The 20,141-nt window shown below is 61.7% G+C and carries 18 protein-coding genes; 1 reads left to right on the top strand and 17 read right to left on the bottom strand.

Annotated features, from left to right (window positions below; all coding sequences use genetic code 11):
- From J5Y21_RS11335 to J5Y21_RS11390, 12 genes are all read right to left on the bottom strand, one after another.
- A partial coding sequence (locus J5Y21_RS11335) for a DUF6779 domain-containing protein (RefSeq protein WP_349236999.1) occupies window positions 1-247 on the bottom strand: 247 nt, incomplete at its 3' end.
- A gap of 10 nt (window positions 248-257) precedes the next feature.
- Window positions 258-725: a DUF3180 domain-containing protein gene (locus J5Y21_RS11340; protein WP_210575966.1), complete on the bottom strand. Its 468-nt coding sequence runs from the start codon at window positions 723-725 to the stop codon at window positions 258-260.
- Window positions 722-1,192 carry a 2-amino-4-hydroxy-6-hydroxymethyldihydropteridine diphosphokinase gene (gene folK / locus J5Y21_RS11345; protein WP_210575969.1) on the bottom strand — a complete coding sequence of 157 codons (471 nt, stop codon included), beginning with the start codon at window positions 1,190-1,192 and terminating at the stop codon, window positions 722-724. Before folK ends, J5Y21_RS11340 begins: the two co-directional genes overlap by 4 nt.
- A gap of 8 nt (window positions 1,193-1,200) precedes the next feature.
- Window positions 1,201-1,596, bottom strand: a complete 396-nt coding sequence (gene folB / locus J5Y21_RS11350; RefSeq protein WP_210575972.1) for a dihydroneopterin aldolase — start codon at window positions 1,594-1,596, stop codon at window positions 1,201-1,203.
- A complete protein-coding gene (gene folP, locus J5Y21_RS11355) occupies window positions 1,597-2,457 on the bottom strand; it encodes a dihydropteroate synthase (RefSeq protein WP_210575981.1) in 861 nt (286 codons plus the stop codon).
- A 2-nt stretch (window positions 2,458-2,459) separates the two neighbouring features.
- Window positions 2,460-3,050, bottom strand: coding sequence for a GTP cyclohydrolase I FolE (gene folE, locus J5Y21_RS11360; protein ID WP_210575984.1), 591 nt, complete (start codon window positions 3,048-3,050; stop codon window positions 2,460-2,462).
- A complete protein-coding gene (gene ftsH / locus J5Y21_RS11365; RefSeq protein ID WP_210575991.1) occupies window positions 3,043-5,610 on the bottom strand; it encodes an ATP-dependent zinc metalloprotease FtsH in 2,568 nt (855 codons plus the stop codon). The genes folE and ftsH overlap by 8 nt, the downstream gene beginning before the upstream one ends.
- 101 nt (window positions 5,611-5,711) lie before the next feature.
- Window positions 5,712-6,371: a hypoxanthine phosphoribosyltransferase gene (gene hpt / locus J5Y21_RS11370; RefSeq protein WP_210576013.1), complete on the bottom strand. Its 660-nt coding sequence runs from the start codon at window positions 6,369-6,371 to the stop codon at window positions 5,712-5,714.
- A 272-nt stretch (window positions 6,372-6,643) separates the two neighbouring features.
- Window positions 6,644-7,570, bottom strand: coding sequence for a tRNA lysidine(34) synthetase TilS (tilS, locus tag J5Y21_RS11375; protein WP_210576016.1), 927 nt, complete (start codon window positions 7,568-7,570; stop codon window positions 6,644-6,646).
- A 5-nt stretch (window positions 7,571-7,575) separates the two neighbouring features.
- On the bottom strand, window positions 7,576-8,832 hold the full coding sequence (dacB, locus tag J5Y21_RS11380) for a D-alanyl-D-alanine carboxypeptidase/D-alanyl-D-alanine-endopeptidase (protein ID WP_210576018.1): 1,257 nt from the start codon (window positions 8,830-8,832) through the stop codon (window positions 7,576-7,578).
- 121 nt (window positions 8,833-8,953) lie between these two features.
- Window positions 8,954-9,754, bottom strand: a complete 801-nt coding sequence (locus J5Y21_RS11385) for a nucleotidyl transferase AbiEii/AbiGii toxin family protein (protein WP_210576020.1) — start codon at window positions 9,752-9,754, stop codon at window positions 8,954-8,956.
- Window positions 9,747-10,796, bottom strand: coding sequence for a type IV toxin-antitoxin system AbiEi family antitoxin (locus J5Y21_RS11390; RefSeq protein ID WP_210576021.1), 1,050 nt, complete (start codon window positions 10,794-10,796; stop codon window positions 9,747-9,749). The genes J5Y21_RS11385 and J5Y21_RS11390 overlap by 8 nt, the downstream gene beginning before the upstream one ends.
- Window positions 10,797-11,037: 241 nt before the next feature.
- Here J5Y21_RS11390 and J5Y21_RS11395 point away from each other — a divergent pair, with 241 nt between their 5' ends.
- Window positions 11,038-11,574 (top strand): inorganic diphosphatase, encoded by a 537-nt coding sequence (locus J5Y21_RS11395; protein ID WP_210576023.1) that lies wholly within the window; start codon window positions 11,038-11,040, stop codon window positions 11,572-11,574.
- A 157-nt stretch (window positions 11,575-11,731) separates the two neighbouring features.
- Here the strand turns inward: J5Y21_RS11395 and J5Y21_RS11855 are convergent, their stop codons facing one another.
- From J5Y21_RS11855 to J5Y21_RS11420, 5 genes are all read right to left on the bottom strand, one after another.
- On the bottom strand, window positions 11,732-15,097 hold the full coding sequence (locus J5Y21_RS11855; protein WP_210576025.1) for a SpaA isopeptide-forming pilin-related protein: 3,366 nt from the start codon (window positions 15,095-15,097) through the stop codon (window positions 11,732-11,734).
- A gap of 258 nt (window positions 15,098-15,355) precedes the next feature.
- A complete protein-coding gene (locus tag J5Y21_RS11405; RefSeq protein WP_210576027.1) occupies window positions 15,356-16,183 on the bottom strand; it encodes a prealbumin-like fold domain-containing protein in 828 nt (275 codons plus the stop codon).
- Window positions 16,176-17,123, bottom strand: a complete 948-nt coding sequence (locus J5Y21_RS11410; RefSeq protein ID WP_349237000.1) for a class C sortase — start codon at window positions 17,121-17,123, stop codon at window positions 16,176-16,178. Before J5Y21_RS11410 ends, J5Y21_RS11405 begins: the two co-directional genes overlap by 8 nt.
- Window positions 17,124-17,285: 162 nt before the next feature.
- A complete protein-coding gene (locus J5Y21_RS11415) occupies window positions 17,286-18,971 on the bottom strand; it encodes a SpaH/EbpB family LPXTG-anchored major pilin (RefSeq protein WP_210576028.1) in 1,686 nt (561 codons plus the stop codon).
- A gap of 437 nt (window positions 18,972-19,408) precedes the next feature.
- Window positions 19,409-20,141 (bottom strand): hypothetical protein (locus J5Y21_RS11420; RefSeq protein ID WP_246875199.1); only part of this gene is annotated, 733 nt, incomplete at its 5' end.

Genomic DNA, 20,141 nt, shown 5'->3' on the forward strand with positions numbered 1-20,141 from the left:
CGTCGAGCTCGGCGCGGTATTCGCGTTCGCGGGCGTCGAGTTCGGCGCGGGCGCGGTCACGGTCGTTGCGGGTGCGGGTGACGAGGAGGAAGCCGCAGATGGCGGCCCACAGGGCGGCCAGGAGGGCGATTTGTAGCCACACGGCGGAATCGCTGAACAGCATGATCACTGTGGCGATGAGTGCCAGAGCGATCAGGACGATCATCCACACATTGCCGCCGTCGCGCGACCGGTTTTCCGCAGTCATGTCCAATACTCTAACCCGCTGGTTCGCCTTCGGCGGGTGGCGACACTTCGCAGGAGCGTTCAAGAATCACACCAGCAACGGCCAAAGCAGCGGCGGCGAGGGCGCCGGAAATCACGCCAGGAAGGTCAGCTTGAGCGGCGCTGAGGGTGCTCAGGCGGGGAAGCACCCACACGGCGAGGCCGAGGAAGATTCCACCGAGAATGGCCCCAGACCAGGCGCTAGCTTTGCCGATGACCATGAAATTAGCCATCATCATGGGGTTGATTTGAGAGCGGTCGAGGCCGATGCGGCCTTCCTCGCGGCGGCGGCGCACCATCACGATCAAAAAGACGCACAGCGCGGCAACGCCCCAGACGGGCAGAGACCACAGTGGGGAGATGGTTTGCCACGCGCCGTAGAACCGCCGGGCCAAAATCAGGGTGGCGGCGGCGAAGAAGCCGGCGGCGCCGACTAGGGCGGTCACGTTGGTGCGGGTCATGCAGGGGTCACCTCGTCGTCAAGCGTCAAAGCAAGCTTATCGACGCCCCGTCCCCCCAACCGTGCCTTCCCATCCACCTCGAGCCACGGGACGAGGACGAAGGCGCGTTCATGGGCGCGCGGGTGCGGGACGGTCAGATCGGGGGTGTCGAGGGTGAGTTCGGCACCGGTGTCGTCGTAAAGCGCGATGATGTCGACGTCGAGGGTGCGCGGACCCCAGCGAATGTCGCGGACGCGGTGGGCGTTGTGTTCGAGGCGTTGGCAGCGCGCGAGCAGCTCGTGCGGGGATTGTGCGACGTCGACGATGAGGATCTGATTGTAGAAGTCGGGCTGTTCCACCCCGCCCCACGGCGCGGTGCGGTAGATGCGGGACGCGGCGACGAGCTCGTCGGCGAAATCGGTTTCGACGGAGGCGAGATGCGAGCGGGAGTCCTCCATATTCGACCCAGTCGACAGCACAGCACGCATGCGGGGGCCTACTTTCCGTCCGCGGCGCGCAGGCCGGGGGATTTGCGGGAGCGGCGGGCGGTGACCGCGACGTCGTCAAGCACGAGCCCGACTGGCGCATGCGGCTTGTGCACGGTGACCTCGACGGCGTGGAGCTGCGCAAATGTGGTCATGGCTGCTTCGGCGATCTGCGTGGCCACGGTTTCCACGAGCGCGCGGCGCGTGCCTGTGACCGTGTCCGCGGCGAGCGTGGCGAGCTCCGCGTAGTTGACCGTTTTCGTGAGGTCGTCATCGCGCGCAGCATCGGCAAAGTCGAGCCAAGCGGTGATATCCACGATGAACGGCTGGCCGTACTCCGCCTCGTGCGGAAGAACGCCGTGGCCCGCGTGGACGCGGATGCCGGTGAGCTGAATGCGGTCGGCCATCTACGCACCTCCATAACCGGCGCCGCGACGCCATGCCGCGGCGACATCGACGGCGTCGCGGGAAACGTCGACCTCGTGGACGCGCACGCCCCACGCGCCGAGGTGCGCGCTGACCGCGGTGACAGCCGCCGTAGCGGGGTCCGCGAGCGACGGGTTCGCCTCCAGTCCACGGTTCGCGCGAATCTCAGTGAGGAAGCGCTTACGGGACGCGCCGACGAGAACAGGCAGGTCGCCGGCGATGAACTCCGGCAAAGCGTTGAGCAGCGCCCAGTTGTCGGCGGCGGTCTTAGCGAAGCCGAGGCCCGGGTCCAGCACGATCTGCGAGTGCTCCACGCCGGCGGCGATAGCGTTGTCGGTCAGGCGCTTCAAGGTGTCGCGGACATCGGCGACGACATCGCCGCCGTGGTCTGCGGAGCCGGCGGCATCGCCGAATTCAACGGTCCGCCAGTGCATGAGGCACACCGGCAGTCCGGTCTCTGCCATGACGGCGTACATGTCCGGGTCGGCGAGTCCGCCGGAGACGTCGTTGATCATGTCCACGCCGGCCTCGGCTGCGGCGCGTGCGGTCGCCGCGCGCATCGTATCCACTGACGTGCGGATTCCTTCCGCATGCAGCGCTTCGATGACAGGGCGGACGCGCTCGACCTCTAAGGCGGGGTCGACACGCGTTGCGCCTGGTCGCGTGGATTCCGCGCCAACGTCGATCATGTCCGCGCCCTGGGCCACGAGTTCCTTAGCGTGCGCGATGGCGTCGTCACGGTCGAGCCACTTCCCGCCGTCGGAAAAGCTGTCTTCAGTGACGTTGAGGATGCCCATGACCATCGTGCGGCCGGGCGCAGTCAAATCAGAAACGGTGACCATTTCTACCCCCTGATCAGGCTCAATACCTCCGCGCGGGAGGCGGCATTGCGTTTGAATCCGCCGCGCACGGCCGATGTCGTCGTGGTCGCGCCCGGCTTGCGGATGCCCCGCATCGCCATGCACAGGTGCTCGCATTCGATCACGACAATCACAGATTGCGCATGAAGCTTATCGACGAGCGCATCCGCGATCTGACTCGTCAGCCTTTCCTGCACCTGCGGCCGCTTGGCGTACATATCCGCCAGCCGCGCCAGCTTGGACAAGCCGGTGACGTGGCCGTCCTCACCGGGGATATACCCGATGTGCGCCACCCCGTAGAAGGGCACGAGGTGGTGTTCGCAGGTGGAGTAGATCGGCACATCGCGCACCAGCACGAGCTCTTCGTGGTTTTCCGCGAAGGTCTTCTCCAGCACCGTCGTCGGGTCCGTGTGCAGGCCTGCGAAGACTTCCTCGTAGGCTCGCGCAACACGCGCCGGGGTGTCCAGCAGTCCCTCCCGATCCGGGTTCTCCCCTACCGCCAAGAGCAGTTCGCGCACGGCGGCTTCCGCGCGCTCGCGGTCGAATGTCGGACGGTCGCTAGCGGTCTCACTCATGCTCGGGCCTCCTGTGTCGCGCGTCGTGATCGGCATCCGGGCGCGGGAGCTGTTCCGTCGGTTCGGATCCCTCTCGCAGTGTCGGTTCCGCGACACCGGCCGCATCCGCGCGCGGTGCCTGCTCACCTGAGTCCTGCTGGCCCGTCACCTTCTCGCCGGACTTTTTCATGTCCTCGGCACGGTCGTCCCAAACATGGTCCGGCTGCTCGTTTTCCGGCAGGCGGAAACCGATCACCTCGGTCGGTGGTGCCTGCTGCGGGGCTGGCTGCTGCGCCGGGTTCACCGGGTACTGCGCCTGGCCCGGGTGCTGGTTCGGGTGCTGCGGGTGCGGCTGTGGCTGCGGCTGCGCCGGCTGCTGCTGGACGCGGCCGTCGCCGGTAAAGGACCAGTCGGCGGGCGGCTGGGGGCCGTCGTAGCGCGGCTGATTCTGACCCTGCACCTGCGGCGGAAGCTGCGCGGGCGGGACGGGCTGTCCTGGCTGGCCTGGCTGCCAGCGGGTGGAGCCGTTGGCGGGGGCGCCGGGCTGGTCCTGCGGCATCCAGCGCTGGTTCAGTTCGGCCTCGCGCTGGGCCTGGCGGCGGGCGCGGGCCTGCTGGGACGCCTCGAGCAGGGAGAATTTCTTCGGCGGTTCTTCGCCGCGTTCCTCAGCCAACTCGACCGGGGTCTTGACGGGTTCACGGCCGGGCTGGCGGGGGAAGCGGGCGTCGACAAGCTCAAGCCCGGAGCCGGCCGGTTCGATGCCGTCGAAGATGGCCTCGAGGTCGCCGCGGCGCAGCGTCTCCTTCTCCAGCAGCTTGGAAGCGAGTGTGTCGAGGTAGTCGCGGTTGTCGGCGAGGATGGAGTAGGCGCGCTGGTGGGCAGCGTCGATAAGCTCATGCACCTCGCGGTCGATGGTCTCGGCGACGGCGGGCGAATAGTCGAGGCTGCCGCCACCCATCGCGCGGGCGAACGGGTCGCCGTCCTCGTCGCCGTACTTGACGGTGCCGAGCGCGGAACTCATGCCGTATTCCATGACCATGCCGCGCGCGATCTTGGTCGCTTGCTCGATGTCGGCGGATGCGCCAGTGGTGGGCTCGCCGAAAACGAGCTCCTCGGCCGCGCGGCCGCCCATCGCGAAGACGAGGCGCGCGAAGAGCTCGTCACGGTTGTACATCCCCTTGTCGTCCTCGGCGGCGGTCATGGCGTGGCCGCCGGTGCGTCCGCGCGCGAGGATGGTGACCTTGTACACGCGCTCGATGTCTTTGAGCGCCCACGCGGCGAGCGTGTGGCCGCCCTCGTGGTACGCGGTGACCTTCTTCTCCTTTTCGGAGATGATCTTCGACGAGCGGCGCGGGCCGCCGATGACGCGGTCCGACGCTTCCTCGAGCGCATCGGCCGTGATCACGTTGCCGCCGATGCGGGCGGTGAGCAGCGCGGCCTCGTTGAGCACGTTCGCGAGATCCGCGCCCGACATGCCGGCGGTGCGCTTGGCCAGCGACTTCAGGTCGACGTCGGGGCCCAACGGCTTACCCTTGGCGTGCACGTTGAGGATCATCTCGCGGCCGGCGAGATCCGGGTTGGTCACCGGGATCTGACGGTCGAAACGGCCCGGGCGCAAAAGCGCTGGATCGAGAATGTCCGGGCGGTTGGTCGCGGCGATGAGGATGACGCCCTCACGGTCGCCGAAGCCGTCCATCTCCACGAGCAGCTGGTTGAGGGTCTGCTCGCGCTCGTCGTGGCCACCGCCGGTGCCGGAGCCGCGCTGGCGGCCGACCGCGTCGATCTCGTCGACGAAGATGATGCACGGACTGTTCTCGCGCGCCTGTTTGAACAGGTCGCGGACGCGGGATGCACCCACACCGACGAACATCTCCACGAAGTCCGAACCCGAGATGGAGTAGAACGGCACGCCTGCCTCGCCGGCCACGGCGCGAGCGAGCAAGGTCTTACCGGTACCGGGCGGGCCGTAGAGCAGCACGCCGCGCGGAATCTTCGCGCCCAGCTGCTCGTAGATCTCCGGGTCCTGCAAGAAGTCCTTGATCTCCTGCAGCTCGTCGACTGCTTCGTCGGCGCCGGCGACATCCGCGAATGTATTCGTCGGCATGTCCTTGGTCAGCTTCTTCGCCCGCGACCCGCCGATGCCGAACATGCCGCCACCCGACTGCATGCGGGACATGAAGAAGAAGATCAGTCCGAAGACCAACAGCATCGGCAGCATGAAGCCCAGCATGGACAGCAGGAAGGACTCCTGCGTCACGTTCGTGGTGTACTTATCCGCTTCCGCGCCTTTGACCGCGTTGAAAATGTCCGGAGTGGTGCGTGCCGGGTACTGCGCCTGGATCTCTTCGATCCCTTCGCGTTCCTCGACGGTGATCGGCTCGCGCAGCGTGAGGCGGACGCGCTGCTCGCGGTCGTCGATCTGCGCTTCTTCGACATTCTTGTCGGCGAGCTGTTGCAGGGCGACCGAGGTATCCACCTCGGCAAAATTGCGCGAATCATCGCCGATCAGCGTGAGCAGGTACAGCAGAATCAGCAGGACGGCACCGATGATGCCGTAGCGCGCGACAGTCTTGTTATTCATCTAGTCCTGTAATGGGTGATTAGCCGGAAGTTGTAGTTCTTACAGCCTACTCACCGTGGCAAATTGCGCCCCAGCGGCGGGGCGCACCCTAACCACGCGGCCTAGATTTCGACGGCTTCCGGGCCCTCGTTGCGCGACGGCACCGGTTGCTCCTCACCGACATCGGAATACACCCGCGGGTGCAGCGTGCCCACGTACGGCAGGTCGCGGTAGCGTTCGGCGTAATCGAGGCCGTAGCCGATGACGAACTCGTTGGGGATGTCGAAGCCCACGTCGAGCAGGTCGATCTTCGCCGTCTGCACCTCCGGCTTGCGCAGCAGCGTGATCACATTCAGGCTCTTCGGCTGGCGGCCGGACAGGTTCTTCAGCAGCCACGACAGCGTCAGACCCGAGTCGATGATGTCCTCCACCACGAGCACGTCGCGGCCGGAGATCTCCTTGTCCAGGTCCTTCATGATGCGCACGACGCCGGAGCTCGTCGTCGAGTTGCCGTAGCTGGACACCGCCATGAACTCGACCTCCGACGGGATCGACAGCGCACGCGCGAAGTCGGTGAGGAAGTACACCGCGCCCTTGAGCACGCACACGAGGATGAGGTCGTCGCCCGCGTCGCGGTAAAGCTCGGAGACCTTGTCCGCCATCTCCTGGATGCGGTCTTTCAGCTCATCCTCCGGGATGAGGATCGCTTCCACGTCGTCGCCGTAGCGGTGCGCGGGGACATCGAAATCTTTGCTTTCGCTCAGCCTCGTTCCTTCAGCCATACCGCTATCTTGCCAGAAGATCGCTTATCGACGACTCCCCCGCCCCCTCATTCCTCACCCCAGCCACTCTGCCCCTCGGTACACCGGAGACACCCGGATATATACCGGCAACACCCAGCCTGAATACGGTGCCACTAGATGCGTGTGAAAGCGCTTCCTAAACCCCCAGGTCAAATGTTTCCACTGTGACAGAAGTGACTCGGATCTCAAACCCATCTAGTGGCGTTCTACGTGCTGCGCGAGGCACGGCATGTGCAGCCCGCGAGACGCGGCTAACAGACAACTAGAAAACTTTTGGTGCGGGCAACGCTACGGCCGCCACCGATCGCCACGGGGCCTTGACCGTGCCAGTCGGTGCAGAGGCGCTCGATATCCGCCAATTGTGAGCCGGTGGCGTTCTGGCCTTCCTCGCGCAGCCAGGCGAGAATTCGGCGCTGGCGAACGGGCGCCGGATCGGCGGCTAAGGTCGCGCAGTCGTTGGTCGGACTCAGGTCGGTCAACGACGCGAGGAGAGCCTGATCCGCGGCAACGCGCTCAGCGGCGCGGGCGAGCGCGGGCACGGCATCGCCGCCGATGAGATCACTCAGCTCCGGAATGACTGACGTGCGCACGGCAACGCGGCGGTAGGCGGGATCATCATTCATCGGGTCGTGCCAGGGGTCCAGGCCGAGCTCGTCGCAGGCACCGACGGTATCCGCGCGGCGAACGGACAGAAAGGGTCGGACGAGGCGCGGGCCGGCATCGAGGGCAGAGACCGGCGCCATGCCGGCGGGGTTACCGCGCAAGGCACCGAGCAGGAGCGTTTCTGCCTGATCGTCGAGGGTGTGGGCGACCCAGATATCGCGGCTGTCATCACTGGCGGCATCTGAAAGCGCGGCGTAACGGGCAGTGCGCGCGGCGGCTTCGACGCTCTCGCCCGGCGCGGCGTCGACGGACACGCGGACGCTTTCCGCAGGAACACCGAGGCCAGAAGCGTGGGCAACAGCGCGGGCGGCGACATCAGCTGAGCCCGGCTGCAGACCGTGGTCGACAACGAGAGTGCGGACGTCTTTGGCCTCGGCGACAGCTGCGGCGACGAGAGCCAGCGAGTCGGGGCCACCGGAGAGTCCGATGAGGGCGGGGGAAGTGAAGGGGCGGACGGCGCGTCGACAAGCGAGAAAATGCGGTGACTGGCGCGGCCAGAACGGAGTGTGCGGCATGGGCGCTAGTACTGGCGGAGCGTCGACGTGAATTCGTCCATGAGGCGGCGCGCGGTGAGGATATCGCTGTCATTGCTGATCATGGCGAAGGTGTAGACGTTGCCGACCTCGGATGTGACCGTGCCGACGAGCGCCGACGTCCCCGTCAGCGTGCCCGTCTTCGCGCGGACCCAGGCCTTGCCGGGCAGATCACCGTATCGGTCATAAAGCGTGCCGTCGCCGCCCGCGATCGCCAGTGTCGGCAGCAGGTCGCGGAGCTCGTCGGTGGAGGTGGCGCGAAGCATGATGTCATCGAGCAACCGCGGCGGGATGAGGTCGAAGCGCGACAGCCCGCTGCTGTCCGCCAACGTCACGCCGTCGATATCGAAGCCGTGCTCGGTCAGCGCATCCAGCGTGGCCTGCGGCGAGGTGCCGCCGCGTTTACGCGCGACCTCCCGGCCGATGGCTTCCGCCATGACATTGTCCGATTCCTTCACCATCTCGCGCATGCGCTCGGTCAGCGGCGGCGACTCGACGCTGGCCACGACCTCGCCATCCTCCGGCGCGGGCCCGAAACCGACGGTCTGTGCGCCGACCTTGTCTGCGAGCGCCTGCGCCACGTCCAACGCCGGGGTGTGCGAGCGTGGCACATCGCCGCTGGGCTCACCGCCGAGACGCGCGCCGTTGATCATCGCGGGTTCCATGGGGGCGATGAACCCGCCGTCAATATCCAGCGGATCCCAGCCCGGCATCTGGGTCTCTTCAGGCCACACCGACGTGTCGATGTGCACGGCGGAGGCATCGCCGATCTGGGCGGCGAGGTCGTCGATAAGCGACGGCGTCAGCCACACATCTCCCGCGGCTTTGATGGTCACCGCGTCGCCTTTTCGCACGACCTCGGTTTTCAGCGTCGCGTCCGGCTCGAGCGTGTACAGCGCGGCCGCTGCGGTGAGCAACTTCGTCGAACTCGCCGGCTGCAACGGATCGCCCGCCGCCTGCTCGAAGACCGTCGCCCCCGTCGTGCCGTTGCTCACCCGCACGTGCAGCTTCCCGAACTGCGGATTCGCCGCCTGCGCCCCCAGCGCTTCTTTCAGCTTCGCCTCGTCGATCGGTTCCGCCGACGCCGGCTCCACCGCCAGCGGCTCCGGCTCCTCCATCGCGTACGCCGGCGCATGGTTCAGCTCCCCCAGCTCTTTTTGCACCATCACGCCAGTGCCCGCGGCACCCGCGACAGCCACTACCGCCACGGCGCCTACGGCCCACGGCCACACTCGTTTACTCATCAGGGTTAAGGGTACCTTGGGCGATTCAAGACACCTTCGCCAACGAGTCACAATCGGCAATCAGGAATAATGATCAATCATTGTTTCTGATCGTGCCTGGTCACTGAGCTTGTCCCCTCGACTACCGGGGACCAACCAATCCGGAGACAAGATCATGCACCTGGAGCTCGCGCCTTTCAAAAGGATGTAACCACTCTCCATCAACCCAAAGATTGTCCGCGAATTTCCGCAAATTGGCCTCTGTCTCCTCGCGAAATCTGTCGACGAGTATCTCCGTGCCGTTTGACCCGAGAAGCTCCGCAACGTGAGATCCGAGCACCTTCGCCGCCATCCGGTCCGGTTCTCCGACAATATCGTCGTCGTACACTTTGTCGAACTCGTCGAAAAGCGTCTCCAAATCGCCTTCGTACCAGGCGAGAATTAACGCCAGATCTTTTGCATCTTTATATTTCCCCTCTGGGTGACGGTCTAGCCACGCATGAAGCTTCAAAGCTGCAAAACCCGGAACAGAAGGAATCTTGATCCTGACTCCGTTTGAGAGAGTGTGAATCTCGCACGACTCAAATGCTTCTTCGAGTCCCGCCACATTCATTAGGAAGCCATCACCGGCTGGCACTTTCCCCGGCGGGTTCTCCAGCCCGCCAAACGGAACCACGTCGACCGGAAGAGATCCAATCTGGAGTTTCTGCCACTCATCGATAGGGGAAGGGTAGGTTTCACGCATCGCCTGCAACGGCCCCCACCCGGAAACCGCGAGAGCTAGGTCAACATCGTTGGTCGTGCGCACCGGGGGCGCGTTACGGTATTTCAGTTGGTGTATATCTCGTGCTCGTGCACCCACGAGCATTACCGAGTCGAGGTCAACGTATCGTTCGATGGTTTCAAACAATAAGCAGAGATCTTCATCTTTCATCTCAGGCATTCCAGGCTTGTTCCTTTAACTCCCCAGAAATCGTTTCAGAGATCTCGCTCAAACGGGGGTCCCCAGCAGTGCGAAGATCTGCGTAGAGCAAAGCAAGTGGAACCCGTGGCAATGGCCCGACCACCGTATTAATTCGGGGAGAATCCACACCTCCCGGCAACACTAGGCCGAGATCCCAAAATGCCGACCTCATGACAATCTCCCCGGAGCTGGAGAACCGAAGCCTCCCTCTGCGCAGGTAGCCTGACAGCTTTTGAGAATCCTTAATGTACAGGTGGACGAAATCTCCGCCTTTTATTTTTTCTGGGACCGCAGCTTCCCCACTTACCCAAGCGTCGTCGAGATCCCCTTCCAGCCGAGCTACGTCTCCACTTCCACGAAACACCTCAAGGTGAGCAGCCAAACCTGTCGGGAACGCATCCGCCCATGCGTCCAAGAAAGTAGTGAAACGATCTCGCGCTATGGCATAGGTGTTGCCCCGCCGCGTAAGGTACCCAGTTTCCACGAACATCTTCAGCGTGTTCACCACCGTGCCGAACGATACCCCAGCGGTTTTGGCGATATCCCCTACTGGAAGCTCAAGCACCCTCGGATAGGACAAGATCACAGCAGCAACTTGGGACCGTTTCGGAGTGAAAAGGTTAAGTGCATGTGACTGCTGCCCCCTCTTTTTCTTGCGCGTTGGGCCGCCGGTCCGCCCCCTGATATCAATAAGACGCTGCCCGTCCCGGTAGTAGCAGTTTCCCCGCTGATCCACGAACATCGTACCGCTGCGCCTGAGGGCATCTGCCGCACCTGGAGGTATCTGCTCCGCTATCACGAGAGTCCCCTCCCGAGCGATGCGTTCGGCCTCTCTTCTCGTCAGCGTGGCCTCAAAAATCCTGGCCGGAACGAGGATCCGCTCGCCTCCCGCAGACTCATTAAGAACCAGGACAGCCTTACCGTCGCCAGCACCGCCCTCTAGGCCCCCGCTCAGGTCCTCTAAACGGATTGGGGCGAACGCACTTGAAAGACCATCGTTGACTATTTCCAAAAAGCCCACGCCTACCAGCGTACATCAGGATTGATGATCGATCATTAATCGTGTTATGGAGAAACCCCACAATCAGGCGAGCCCGCATGCAAGACACACCCGAGCTAGTGCTCCCGACTACTACGTCTCTCCGGAAGGCAGCTTGCGGAATCTGATTGGCCCGCCCCAACACCGCTACCCCGCACGCCCCACCCAGCCCGCAGGCTACGATGGTGCCCAGACTGACACCGCTATAGAAAAGGAGCGCCACATGGCTATTGAGGTCATCATTGAGATCCCGAAGGGTTCCCGCAACAAGTACGAGGTCGACCACGAGTCCGGCCGCGTCTTCCTGGACCGTTACCTGTTCACCCCGATGGCGTACCCGGCGGATTACGGCTTCATCGACAACACGCTCGCTGACGACGGCGACCCGCTGGACGCCCTCGTGATCACCCCGGAGCCGGTTTTCCCGGGCGTGACGGTCATTGCCCGCCCGATCGGCGTGTTCAAGATGACCGATGAGGCAGGCGGCGACGACAAGCTCCTCTGCGTCCTCGACGACGTCCGCTACGAGTCCTACCAGGACATCGACGATGTCTCCGACTTCGTCAAGGACGAGATCGAGCACTTCTTCGTCCACTACAAGGACCTCGAGCCCAACAAGGAAGTCTCCGGTTCCGGCTGGGGCGACAAGGCCGAGGCTGAGAAGATCCTCGAGGACTCCCTGAAGAACTTCAAGGCACAGGGCGAAGAGAACTCCCGCGAGAACCTCGAAGAGGCAAAGGACGCCAAGACCGAGAACTAAAGCTTTCTCGCTTATCGACGAACGCCCCGCGCGCACCCTCCCCAACGGTGCCGCGGGGCGTTGCTGTGTGCAGCCCCAAGCTCGCCCCCGACGTCCCACAACCAAAAGAAAACCGGGCCCCATGGTTTCCCATGAGAGCCCGGCTTCTGTCAAACGGCTACACGCGTCGGCGGTTATTCGCCATCAACGCACCCGCCGCTGCAATCAACAGGCCCAGCGCCGTTGTCACGCCGACACCACGCCCGCCGGTCTTCGGGAGGTCGCCTTGGTGGACGTTGGCAAGGGTCAGGATCGCGTCCTTCTTGGTCAAATTCCAAGAGTTCGGTGCTTTCCCATTCTCCACTTGCTTGGCTACGAGCCCTGCCTCATCCGCATCGAAGACGATAGTTGCCGTTCCGCTTTGTGCGTCGGTAGCAATCGCGAAGTCGATAGGCGCGGTCAACAGGCTGAATCCTGCCGGTGCTTTAGTTTCCGCGAGGCGGTAGCGTCCCGGCTTGAGTTCAGTGGCGTCGAAAGTTCCGGTCGCCGAGTTAAACACCATCGCTACAGGTTCTCCTGAAGGTTGCCCTTCGGAGCTAATCGGGGTGACCGTGAACTCCGCATCCTTAAGTAGATTTGCCTGCTCGAGAACATTCTCGGCTTTTAATTTTTCGCTCGAGACCTTGGCCAAACGAATGTTCAGCTTCGTTTCACTGGTCTTTGGCGGAGGAATGCAGGCTTCATCCTTGTTAGGTCCGACTTCCACCAAGTTATAGAGGCTCTTCTGAGGCGTACACTCGTCCCCTGTCGGCAGAGATGCTCCGTCATCGATCCTCATTCGGATTTCCACATCGAACGTGTGCTGGCCAGTACTCTCTGCACCGAAACTCTTCACTCCCTTGGCATTAATATCACCAAAGTCAGCCAAGAGGAATGGGCCAGGTCCGGGTTGTGTAGTGGCTTCACTAGTCTTGCCAAACTCATTGGTAAGCGTCCATGTGGCGCCCACAACGTTCACACCCGCAGGCATTCTCGGGGTATCGACCACCCTGCCGTAGCTGGCACCACGCTTTGCATCCGGGTTCGTCACGGTAATGCGATATTTCGCGATGAAGCTGCCATCCGCCTGAGGCTCAGCTTTGTCAATCGCTTGCTTCTCCACTGTCGGATAGATCTTCGTCGGAGGGGTTGTCGGTGCCAGCGCCGAGGCCGCATCAGTGTTGTAGGAGACCGGCGCCCATTGGCTACCTACTACCTCTACGCCAATATCCCTTTCTCTCGTCGCTCCCGGGTTTGTGACCTTGATCCGGATCCCCTGTGCCTCCCGCTGACCAGAAGGAACCGAGCCACCGCCTAGACCGAAAGCTATTGTGCCGTCAGGCTCTAGCCATGCCTGGCCGAACACTCCGAATCGTCCCTTCTCGATTTTGAAGAACTGTTTCACGGTTTGGCCGGTGCCAGGAACTTCCAAGTTAGTGATATCGATGCGGTGGTTGTCCTCACCTGTCAAGCTAGTTCGCTCAAGGTAAACCTTGTCCGTGCCACTGGCCCACGTGCTTTGAATACCCCACAGGTAGTTGGGTGCCTCTGGCAGGCTCACGATGTCTTCCGATGCCGTTCGATAGTGTTGCTCCTCGGTCCATTTCGTCTCCCACGGAACATTGGGGGCGAGACTGCTCTTGGATGTTGCAGTCAAACGATTCAAATCGACCTTGTAGAGTCTGCCGCTTCCCCTACTGGAGGAGGCGGAGACCCAGTAGTTACCCTCCTGGTCGAACGTACCTGAGTTAATACCACTGCCAAGATCATTTGCATACCGGTTTGTATCTCGGAGGTTCTCTGGCAACTGCCCTTGAAATCCCGTCACTTTTCCAAGGTCAAAGACCTCACCGGTCAAGGGGTTGATTTGGAGCAGGTGGCCAGCAGGAAAGCACGGATCATCCCGGTACCCTTCGGTGGTTCTGTAACGCCCCTGGCTTATCGCGTACAGATAGTTATCTTTCTCGTTGTACGCGAGCGCGTTATATACCCACCCCTGCTTAGGGCCGACCTCAGTGTGAATACGGTGATCATTGTCTTCATCTGTTTGCAAATACAGCTGAGAGGAAGCCCTCTCTTCCGAACTGACGGGGCTTGCCACAATGTACCGGCGGAATCCGAACTCTTCTTCGAGCGCACTGAGACCTCGCGCGGGCTGGCGAGAAACTGGTTTAGTGTCCCTGTACGTGCAGCGCTGCGAATCCGGAGTAATCGGCGGCACACCTCGCTCTTCAATCGGTGCGATAGGCAGTCGAGGTCTAGTTTCGTCTTCCGGAGCCAACGACCCAGTCACAACCACGTCCTCTGGGCGGGTCGGTGAAGACCGGTAGGAGGTCTTCAAAGTGACCGTAGTGTCCTGTGGAATGGTCACCGAATCGATTCGAACTCCATTTTTCGTGGGGAACCAGGTGATCTCCACTCGATCCGAATATCGTTTCACCTCGTGCTCTAACTGAACGCCCTCATCTGTTGCCTCAGTCGGCAGAAGAAGAGCAACATCTTCGAGTCGGACCGCAGGGCTAAGCACCACGCTGGCACTCTTGAAATAAGACCTCGCTTTGATATTGAAGGTGGTTTCATACGGATTCTTACCAACTGTTGTTGGAGCGGTCAGAGGGATGCCCTGGCCGATCACATTGACCTTGTGATCCTGCGATTGGTTCGAGAGATCCTGGCCCCACATTTGCACCGAGTAGGTACCGTTGGATGGGCCAACGGGATTGAGAATTACGGTGTCGCCGCCGTTGAGGTACAGGTCGTCGTAACGTGGCAGCAACTGAAACTCGGTATCGAAAGCGCTGCCCTTAGCGTTCCTTTGCCAAGCATTTTGGTAAAGGTCGTCGAATGTACGATCTGTAACCACTCTGCCCTGTCGAATGACTCGAATTCGCACTGGGCCGGTAATTGACTTGGTATTGGAATCGTTCCGGTCCTTCTTTACGGCGAACCTGGTCATCCTCCAGTTGCCGGTCTCGTTCACAGTGAACTTCAGCTCCGGATTGTTGTTAACCCAGTTGGCTTCAGGATTAGTGAGCGAGAACTCCTGATCCATCACGCCCGGTTGGTTCCAAATTTCCCCCGGAGCGGCTGCACGCGCCATTCCAACGCCATCAGGGTTCACGGTCGCGGCAGCATTCTCGGTCTGGCCGAAGCCAGATTTGGAGAGCTCACGCGCGGTCGGTACCTCATCGCTTTCAGCGATGTCGTACTCGGCGCCCTCAGTCGTGCGGACTTCAAACTCAATGCTCATGGGCGGAATGACGTCGAGGCCGTCCATGTCGACAGCGATGTAACCGCCGTTGTCATCGTTGACAAAGCCGTAGTACTGCGGATCGAGTTCTTTGCCGTCGGCGACGATCTTGATGATCTCCTCGATCGTGCCCTGACCGGTTCGCTTCAGAGCGATGATGTCCTCGTCGGAAGCTTTGCGGCCGCTATCCCACACGTTGACGTCGGAGTCGTCGACGACGATGGTGTCGATATCCCCGGAACGCTCGACGGTCACGCCGTCTGCCGAGGTTGTCTTTGGCCTCGGTAGAGCTTCAGCAGAAGGCTCAGCAGTAGTCGTCGCAGCTGGGTTAGCCTTCGTGGTGGTCTCTTGCGCTACGGCGTCTCCCGAGTACGATCCGAGACCTGCGACAAGGGCAACGGACGCAACAGCGGCGGCGACGCCACGCAGCGGCCGGCGGGAGCGTGCGTTAGCGCCCCGTGTCGTCGGCTTGAAAAAGTTTCGCATCGTCTTCTCTTTCTCTATCCGTTCCGTTTACTGCGTCTGCTTGTCGTTGTTGCGTCGTGCCAGGAAGAATCCGGCGATGATCAAAAGTCCACCGAATCCGAGAGCCCACAAAACATTGGCACCGGTGGATGCCAACGGTGGGCGGGAGCCACCATCCGTCGGGGTGTCCCCCGGAGGAGTGTTCGGTGTGGTCTCCGGCGGCACCGGGGTGGTCTCCGGAGTCGGGCTATCACCCGGCGGCGGAGGGGTGTTCGACGTCGTAGTGGTGGTGGTTGTCGTGGTCGATGTCGTCGGCGGCGTGTCCGGCGGCGGAACTTGGTTGTCCGGCTTGGTCACAATGACGTTTTCGTAATCGAATTCCTCGCCTGTCACATTTCCGAGCGGCAAGATGACCAATTTCGGGCTGGACAGGTGGTAGTCGTAGTCGCCGTCCGGAGCAGATTCCTCAAGGAGGTACAGGCCCGGCTTCAGCTCAGTGAACTCAGCGACGCCTTTGCCATTCGTAGTCCGCTTCGCCACTTCGGTGACACCGTTTTCGCGCGCCTTCTCCAGGGTGAACTCCTTGGCCTCAGCACGGCCGGCGCGAGTGAGAACATCGACACCGTTGACGCGCGACAGCGTGAAGACTGCACCAGCAATCGCTGCAGGTTTCTCGCCAGCGGGCACATCGTCGTACGGGTTCTTCGCCACCTTGCGCACAGTGAGGATCATGAGGCGTTGCGTATCGACGGCCTCCGCAATCAGTCCCCCATCGTTGCCACTGATCACCTTCGCGTCTGCGAGACCAGCATTGAAGCTAGTGCCGAGCATCAACGATGCGGCAACTAGTGCTGCGAATTTATGATACTTACGCATTTTCTGCGTGCTCCTCTTCTGCTGCATCTGCCGCGTCTTCCGCCGCGTCGGCACCGTTTTGCTTTTCTTTCTTCCGTTCGCGCATGACCCACCAGACAAGTGCCAGGAGGATCAGCAGAGACAGTCCTCCGAGAACCCACATCCACCACTGGATCGTGGATGTCGATTCATCGAGAACACCTTCTTCATCCGGGTCCATCGGAACGCGCTCGGCGTGGACCAGGAGACGGTGGGTGTTGATGCCGTACGGCGTACACGTGATCAGGGTGAGAAGGTCCTTCCCCTCCTGAGCGGCCAAGCTCTCGGTCTGATCGGGAAGAACCACTTCAATGTCATATACCTCGTACTTCAGCCTTTTACCGAAGGTGGAGATATAGATGGCGTCGCCTTCTTTAACGTCGACAAGGTCGTCGAAAAGCGTTGCTGTTGTCAGACCCGTGTGCCCGGTGATGACGGAGTGGAACCCCTCCCCGCCTGTCGGCAATGCGGATCCGTAGAGGTGGCCGAGGCCCTTCTGCAGCGTGTTTTCGCTCGTTCCGTGATAGACAGGCAAACGCACGTCGATCGACGGGATCGCCAACTGTGACATCGCCGCGACACCGGAGAGATGGCTTTCGTACAGCTTGTACTCAGCGTTGTCTTCGCTGATGCGCGCAAGCCACGGGTCCAGGATCGGCCCGTCGGTATGCGAACGGTTGTATGCGAGCGCTGCTTCGTACGCCTCGTTGACGTTCTCCTGAGGGATATCCGTCAAGTCCTGTTCGTACTGCTTTGCCACCTGCTCCTGTACGCGGTTGTTCCACTGCGTGGAGACCACCGGGTACATCAGCACAGCAAGGCCAACCAGGATGATGAGGGCCGGCAGGACAACGCGCTGGAACACAGACTTCTGCTGCGGCTGCGGCTGTCGCCGGTGCTTCGCTGATGCCACCGTGGTCACTGCGCGGTCCTCTCCTTCTAAACCTGCTGCTCTGCGGTTTGCCTGTTCAAAACTGGGGCGGGAGTTTTACGCCTTCCCGCCGGCAGGCGTTGGGTGTCAGACGTTTTTCAGCACCTGACACCCGTATCCATCAGCGCTATTCAGCGCCGTGGAGCAATCCACTTACGCGGACTGGGAATTGCGGCGTGCTGCGTAAGCACCGCCACCGATGATCGCGAGGCCCGCGAGGGCGACGATCAAGATACCCATGCCACCGGTGGACGGCAGGAGCGGAACGGTGTTCTCCTCGTTCTTCACGACTGCGCCGTTGGCGATCTTCGTCGACTCACCGGAGACAGCCTCGAACTCGGTCTTGTCCTGGTTGAGAGCGTTATTGGTCGTACGGGTCAGCGTGATCTCATGCGTTGCTGCCTTACCCTTCGGGGTAGCGAAGCCTTCCGGAGCCTTGGTCTCGACAACACAGTAGTTTGCGACCGTATCGGTGACTTCAGCGTCATTGACGTAGTCAGTGACGTGCAGACCCGGGAAGGTCAGATTGCCCTCAGCGTTGGTGATACCGGTCTGGATTGCACCGCCCTCAAGGCCATCCTTTTTCTCGTTGCACTTACCGATCTCGAAAACGGCACCAGCGAGCGGCTTGCTGCTCTGCTCGCCTTCCTTCTGACCATGCTTGTAGATGCTGATGTCGCCGACGTAGGTGACAACCTTGTCGTCCGGCGTCTCCTTCGGCTCGTCGTCCGTGTCGGTAGACGGGTTACGGAAGACGAAGGATTCACGGACAGAGTTCTCGATACCCTTGGAAGTCCCGTCGTCCTTGAGCATGGTTGCCTTGACCTTGACGCGAACAGTCTCGCCCGGCTTCAGGCCTGCCTTCTGGGCATCGACTGCAACGGTGAACGCCTGGTTGGCACCTGCAGCAAGTCCGTCAGTGTTCGTCGTCGGGACAGCTGCTTTCTCGTTCACGGTGTAGTTTTTTGCGTCGATGGGAACCTCTTCGCCACCACGAACAACGAAGACGCCTTCAATGAAGCCCTCATCCCAGCGCAGCTCTTCCTTCTTGGAAGCATCGGTAAGGGTGAGAGTCTTCAACTCGCGGTTCTGCGGTGCAGCCGGAACGACACCGTCCAGGGTGTATTCCACTACAGCGTTCTCTGCAGGACGCGGCCCGAGGTAGCCCGGCTTGCCTTCTTCACCCTGAGCCGCCGTGCTTTCAGTGTTCTTATCCTTGTCGATGACGGTCTTGGTCACCTTGGCGTAGGAGTTCTTCGGGTAGACCTGCACATCGCGGTTCCAAGACTTGCCGTCAGAAGACGTCATCGGCAGGAAGACGATGAAGGGTTCAGCCGGAACGTAGGTCTCGCCGTCCTTAACGTCGGGCGTCTTGGTCTCGGTGATGATGTAGGCACCGACCGGAAGTTGCTTGGAGGTCTGGCCCTGAGCATTCGTGTCGTCGAACGTCACTGGTGTCTCGAGCCCCAGCGCCTTAGCAGCTTCGATGTCGCGCTCGTTAGCGAGCTTGGCGACCTTGTTGAAGTTCTCCTGTTTGGTGATGTCGATTTTGATTCGCTCAGCAGTGAACCCAACACCAGCAAGCGGCTGGCCCGATGCGTCAGCGTCCTCCTCACCCGTTGCGTTGCGCAGCTCGGTCGGGTTGACGCGCTTGTTGATGGTCAAATTAACTGGGTCGTTCCCAATGCCGCTGGCATCAGGAACGTTCGATGCGGGCACCGGAGCGGCCGTGTTCGTCGTCTGAGCAAATGCATCCTGCGCAGCGATGCCAGCGGAGCCGGCGAAAGTCAGTCCCGCAGCCAGCGCAATAGCTGCGGTCTTCTTGATGGCGTTGGCCATGAAAGTTCCTTTCAAAGGGGATTGGGGCTCGAACCGCTGGGCCGAGTTGCCAATTTGAAAGGCCCGGCAGCCCGCGGATACCCCTGATTAAAGGCGCAGGTTCGATGGCAAGCAACCTGAGAATGCCTTAAATACTTCAGCAAAACGGGAGCATTAGGAGCTGAAAGGCGGCGAAATGTAGATTCAAGCCCATTCTGTGCATTTGCTGTATGTACAAGCTGGGGATTCACCCCCCCCCCAAAAAAATAGAATGCGACGAGCGCGTGATGAAAAATTTTTTGTGAGTTAGGTCATATTTCCGGAACGGAGGCCCAAAGCACCCCCGTTTTAGTTCCAAGCACAGGGGCGTGTCCACGCTAGGACACGGGTGAGATCGCTACCGGTCTGAAACGTGTGATCAACTGTCGCGCCCAGCGATCCCCGGAGCGATTCCTCCCCTACTCCGGCTGATCCACAACCCCCTGCAGCTGCCACCCGATGACGGCGTTGCGCACGGCGTCTTCGAAGGGGTTGGCGGGCTGGATGCAGGAGATGGTGAGCAGGCGGCCGGGCATGGGCACGTTGCCCCAGATCTCGGCGGACTGGGACAGGCCTTTTTTGTCGGGCTCGTGAAGGTCGGTGGCTTGGTATTTGAGCCAGCGGTCGCCTGATTCTTGGGTTTTCAGGTACATGACGTCGCCGGGGTTGACGGTGTGGCGCTGTTCTTTGACGTCGTAAAGCTTGTCGAAGACGGCCGGTACGCCCGCGGCCGCGTGACCGGCGATGACCACGATGTCCTCGCTCGTGGTGCCGGGCAGGACGTACGGCTTGTCCTTGGCGGTGAACGCGCAGGCCTCGCTCAACGTGTCGGGGTCGATCGCGCCGTCTTTGAAACGGCAGTCCCCCTCCTCGAAGGGGGCCGTGAGGTCAAGGCTTGGGATGCGCATCTCCACTGGGCGCGACGGCGGGATGTCCGCCTCACCGACATCCAGGGGCTGCTCCACCGCCTGGTTCGCCTGCTCCTTCCACGCCTTCATCTCGCGGTCATGTTCGCTGGGCACGCAGGCGCGGATGAACCCCACAACGAGCACGATCATCAGCAGCACCGCGACGATGCGGCGCATCTTGTACACCCACGGCGGCTGCGGCTTGAAGCGCCGCGGCGGGGTCGCGGGCCGCGCGGCAGGGGAC

Origin of the sequence: Corynebacterium sp. Marseille-P3884, from assembly GCF_017942225.1 — a bacterium.
GTDB lineage: Bacteria > Actinomycetota > Actinomycetes > Mycobacteriales > Mycobacteriaceae > Corynebacterium.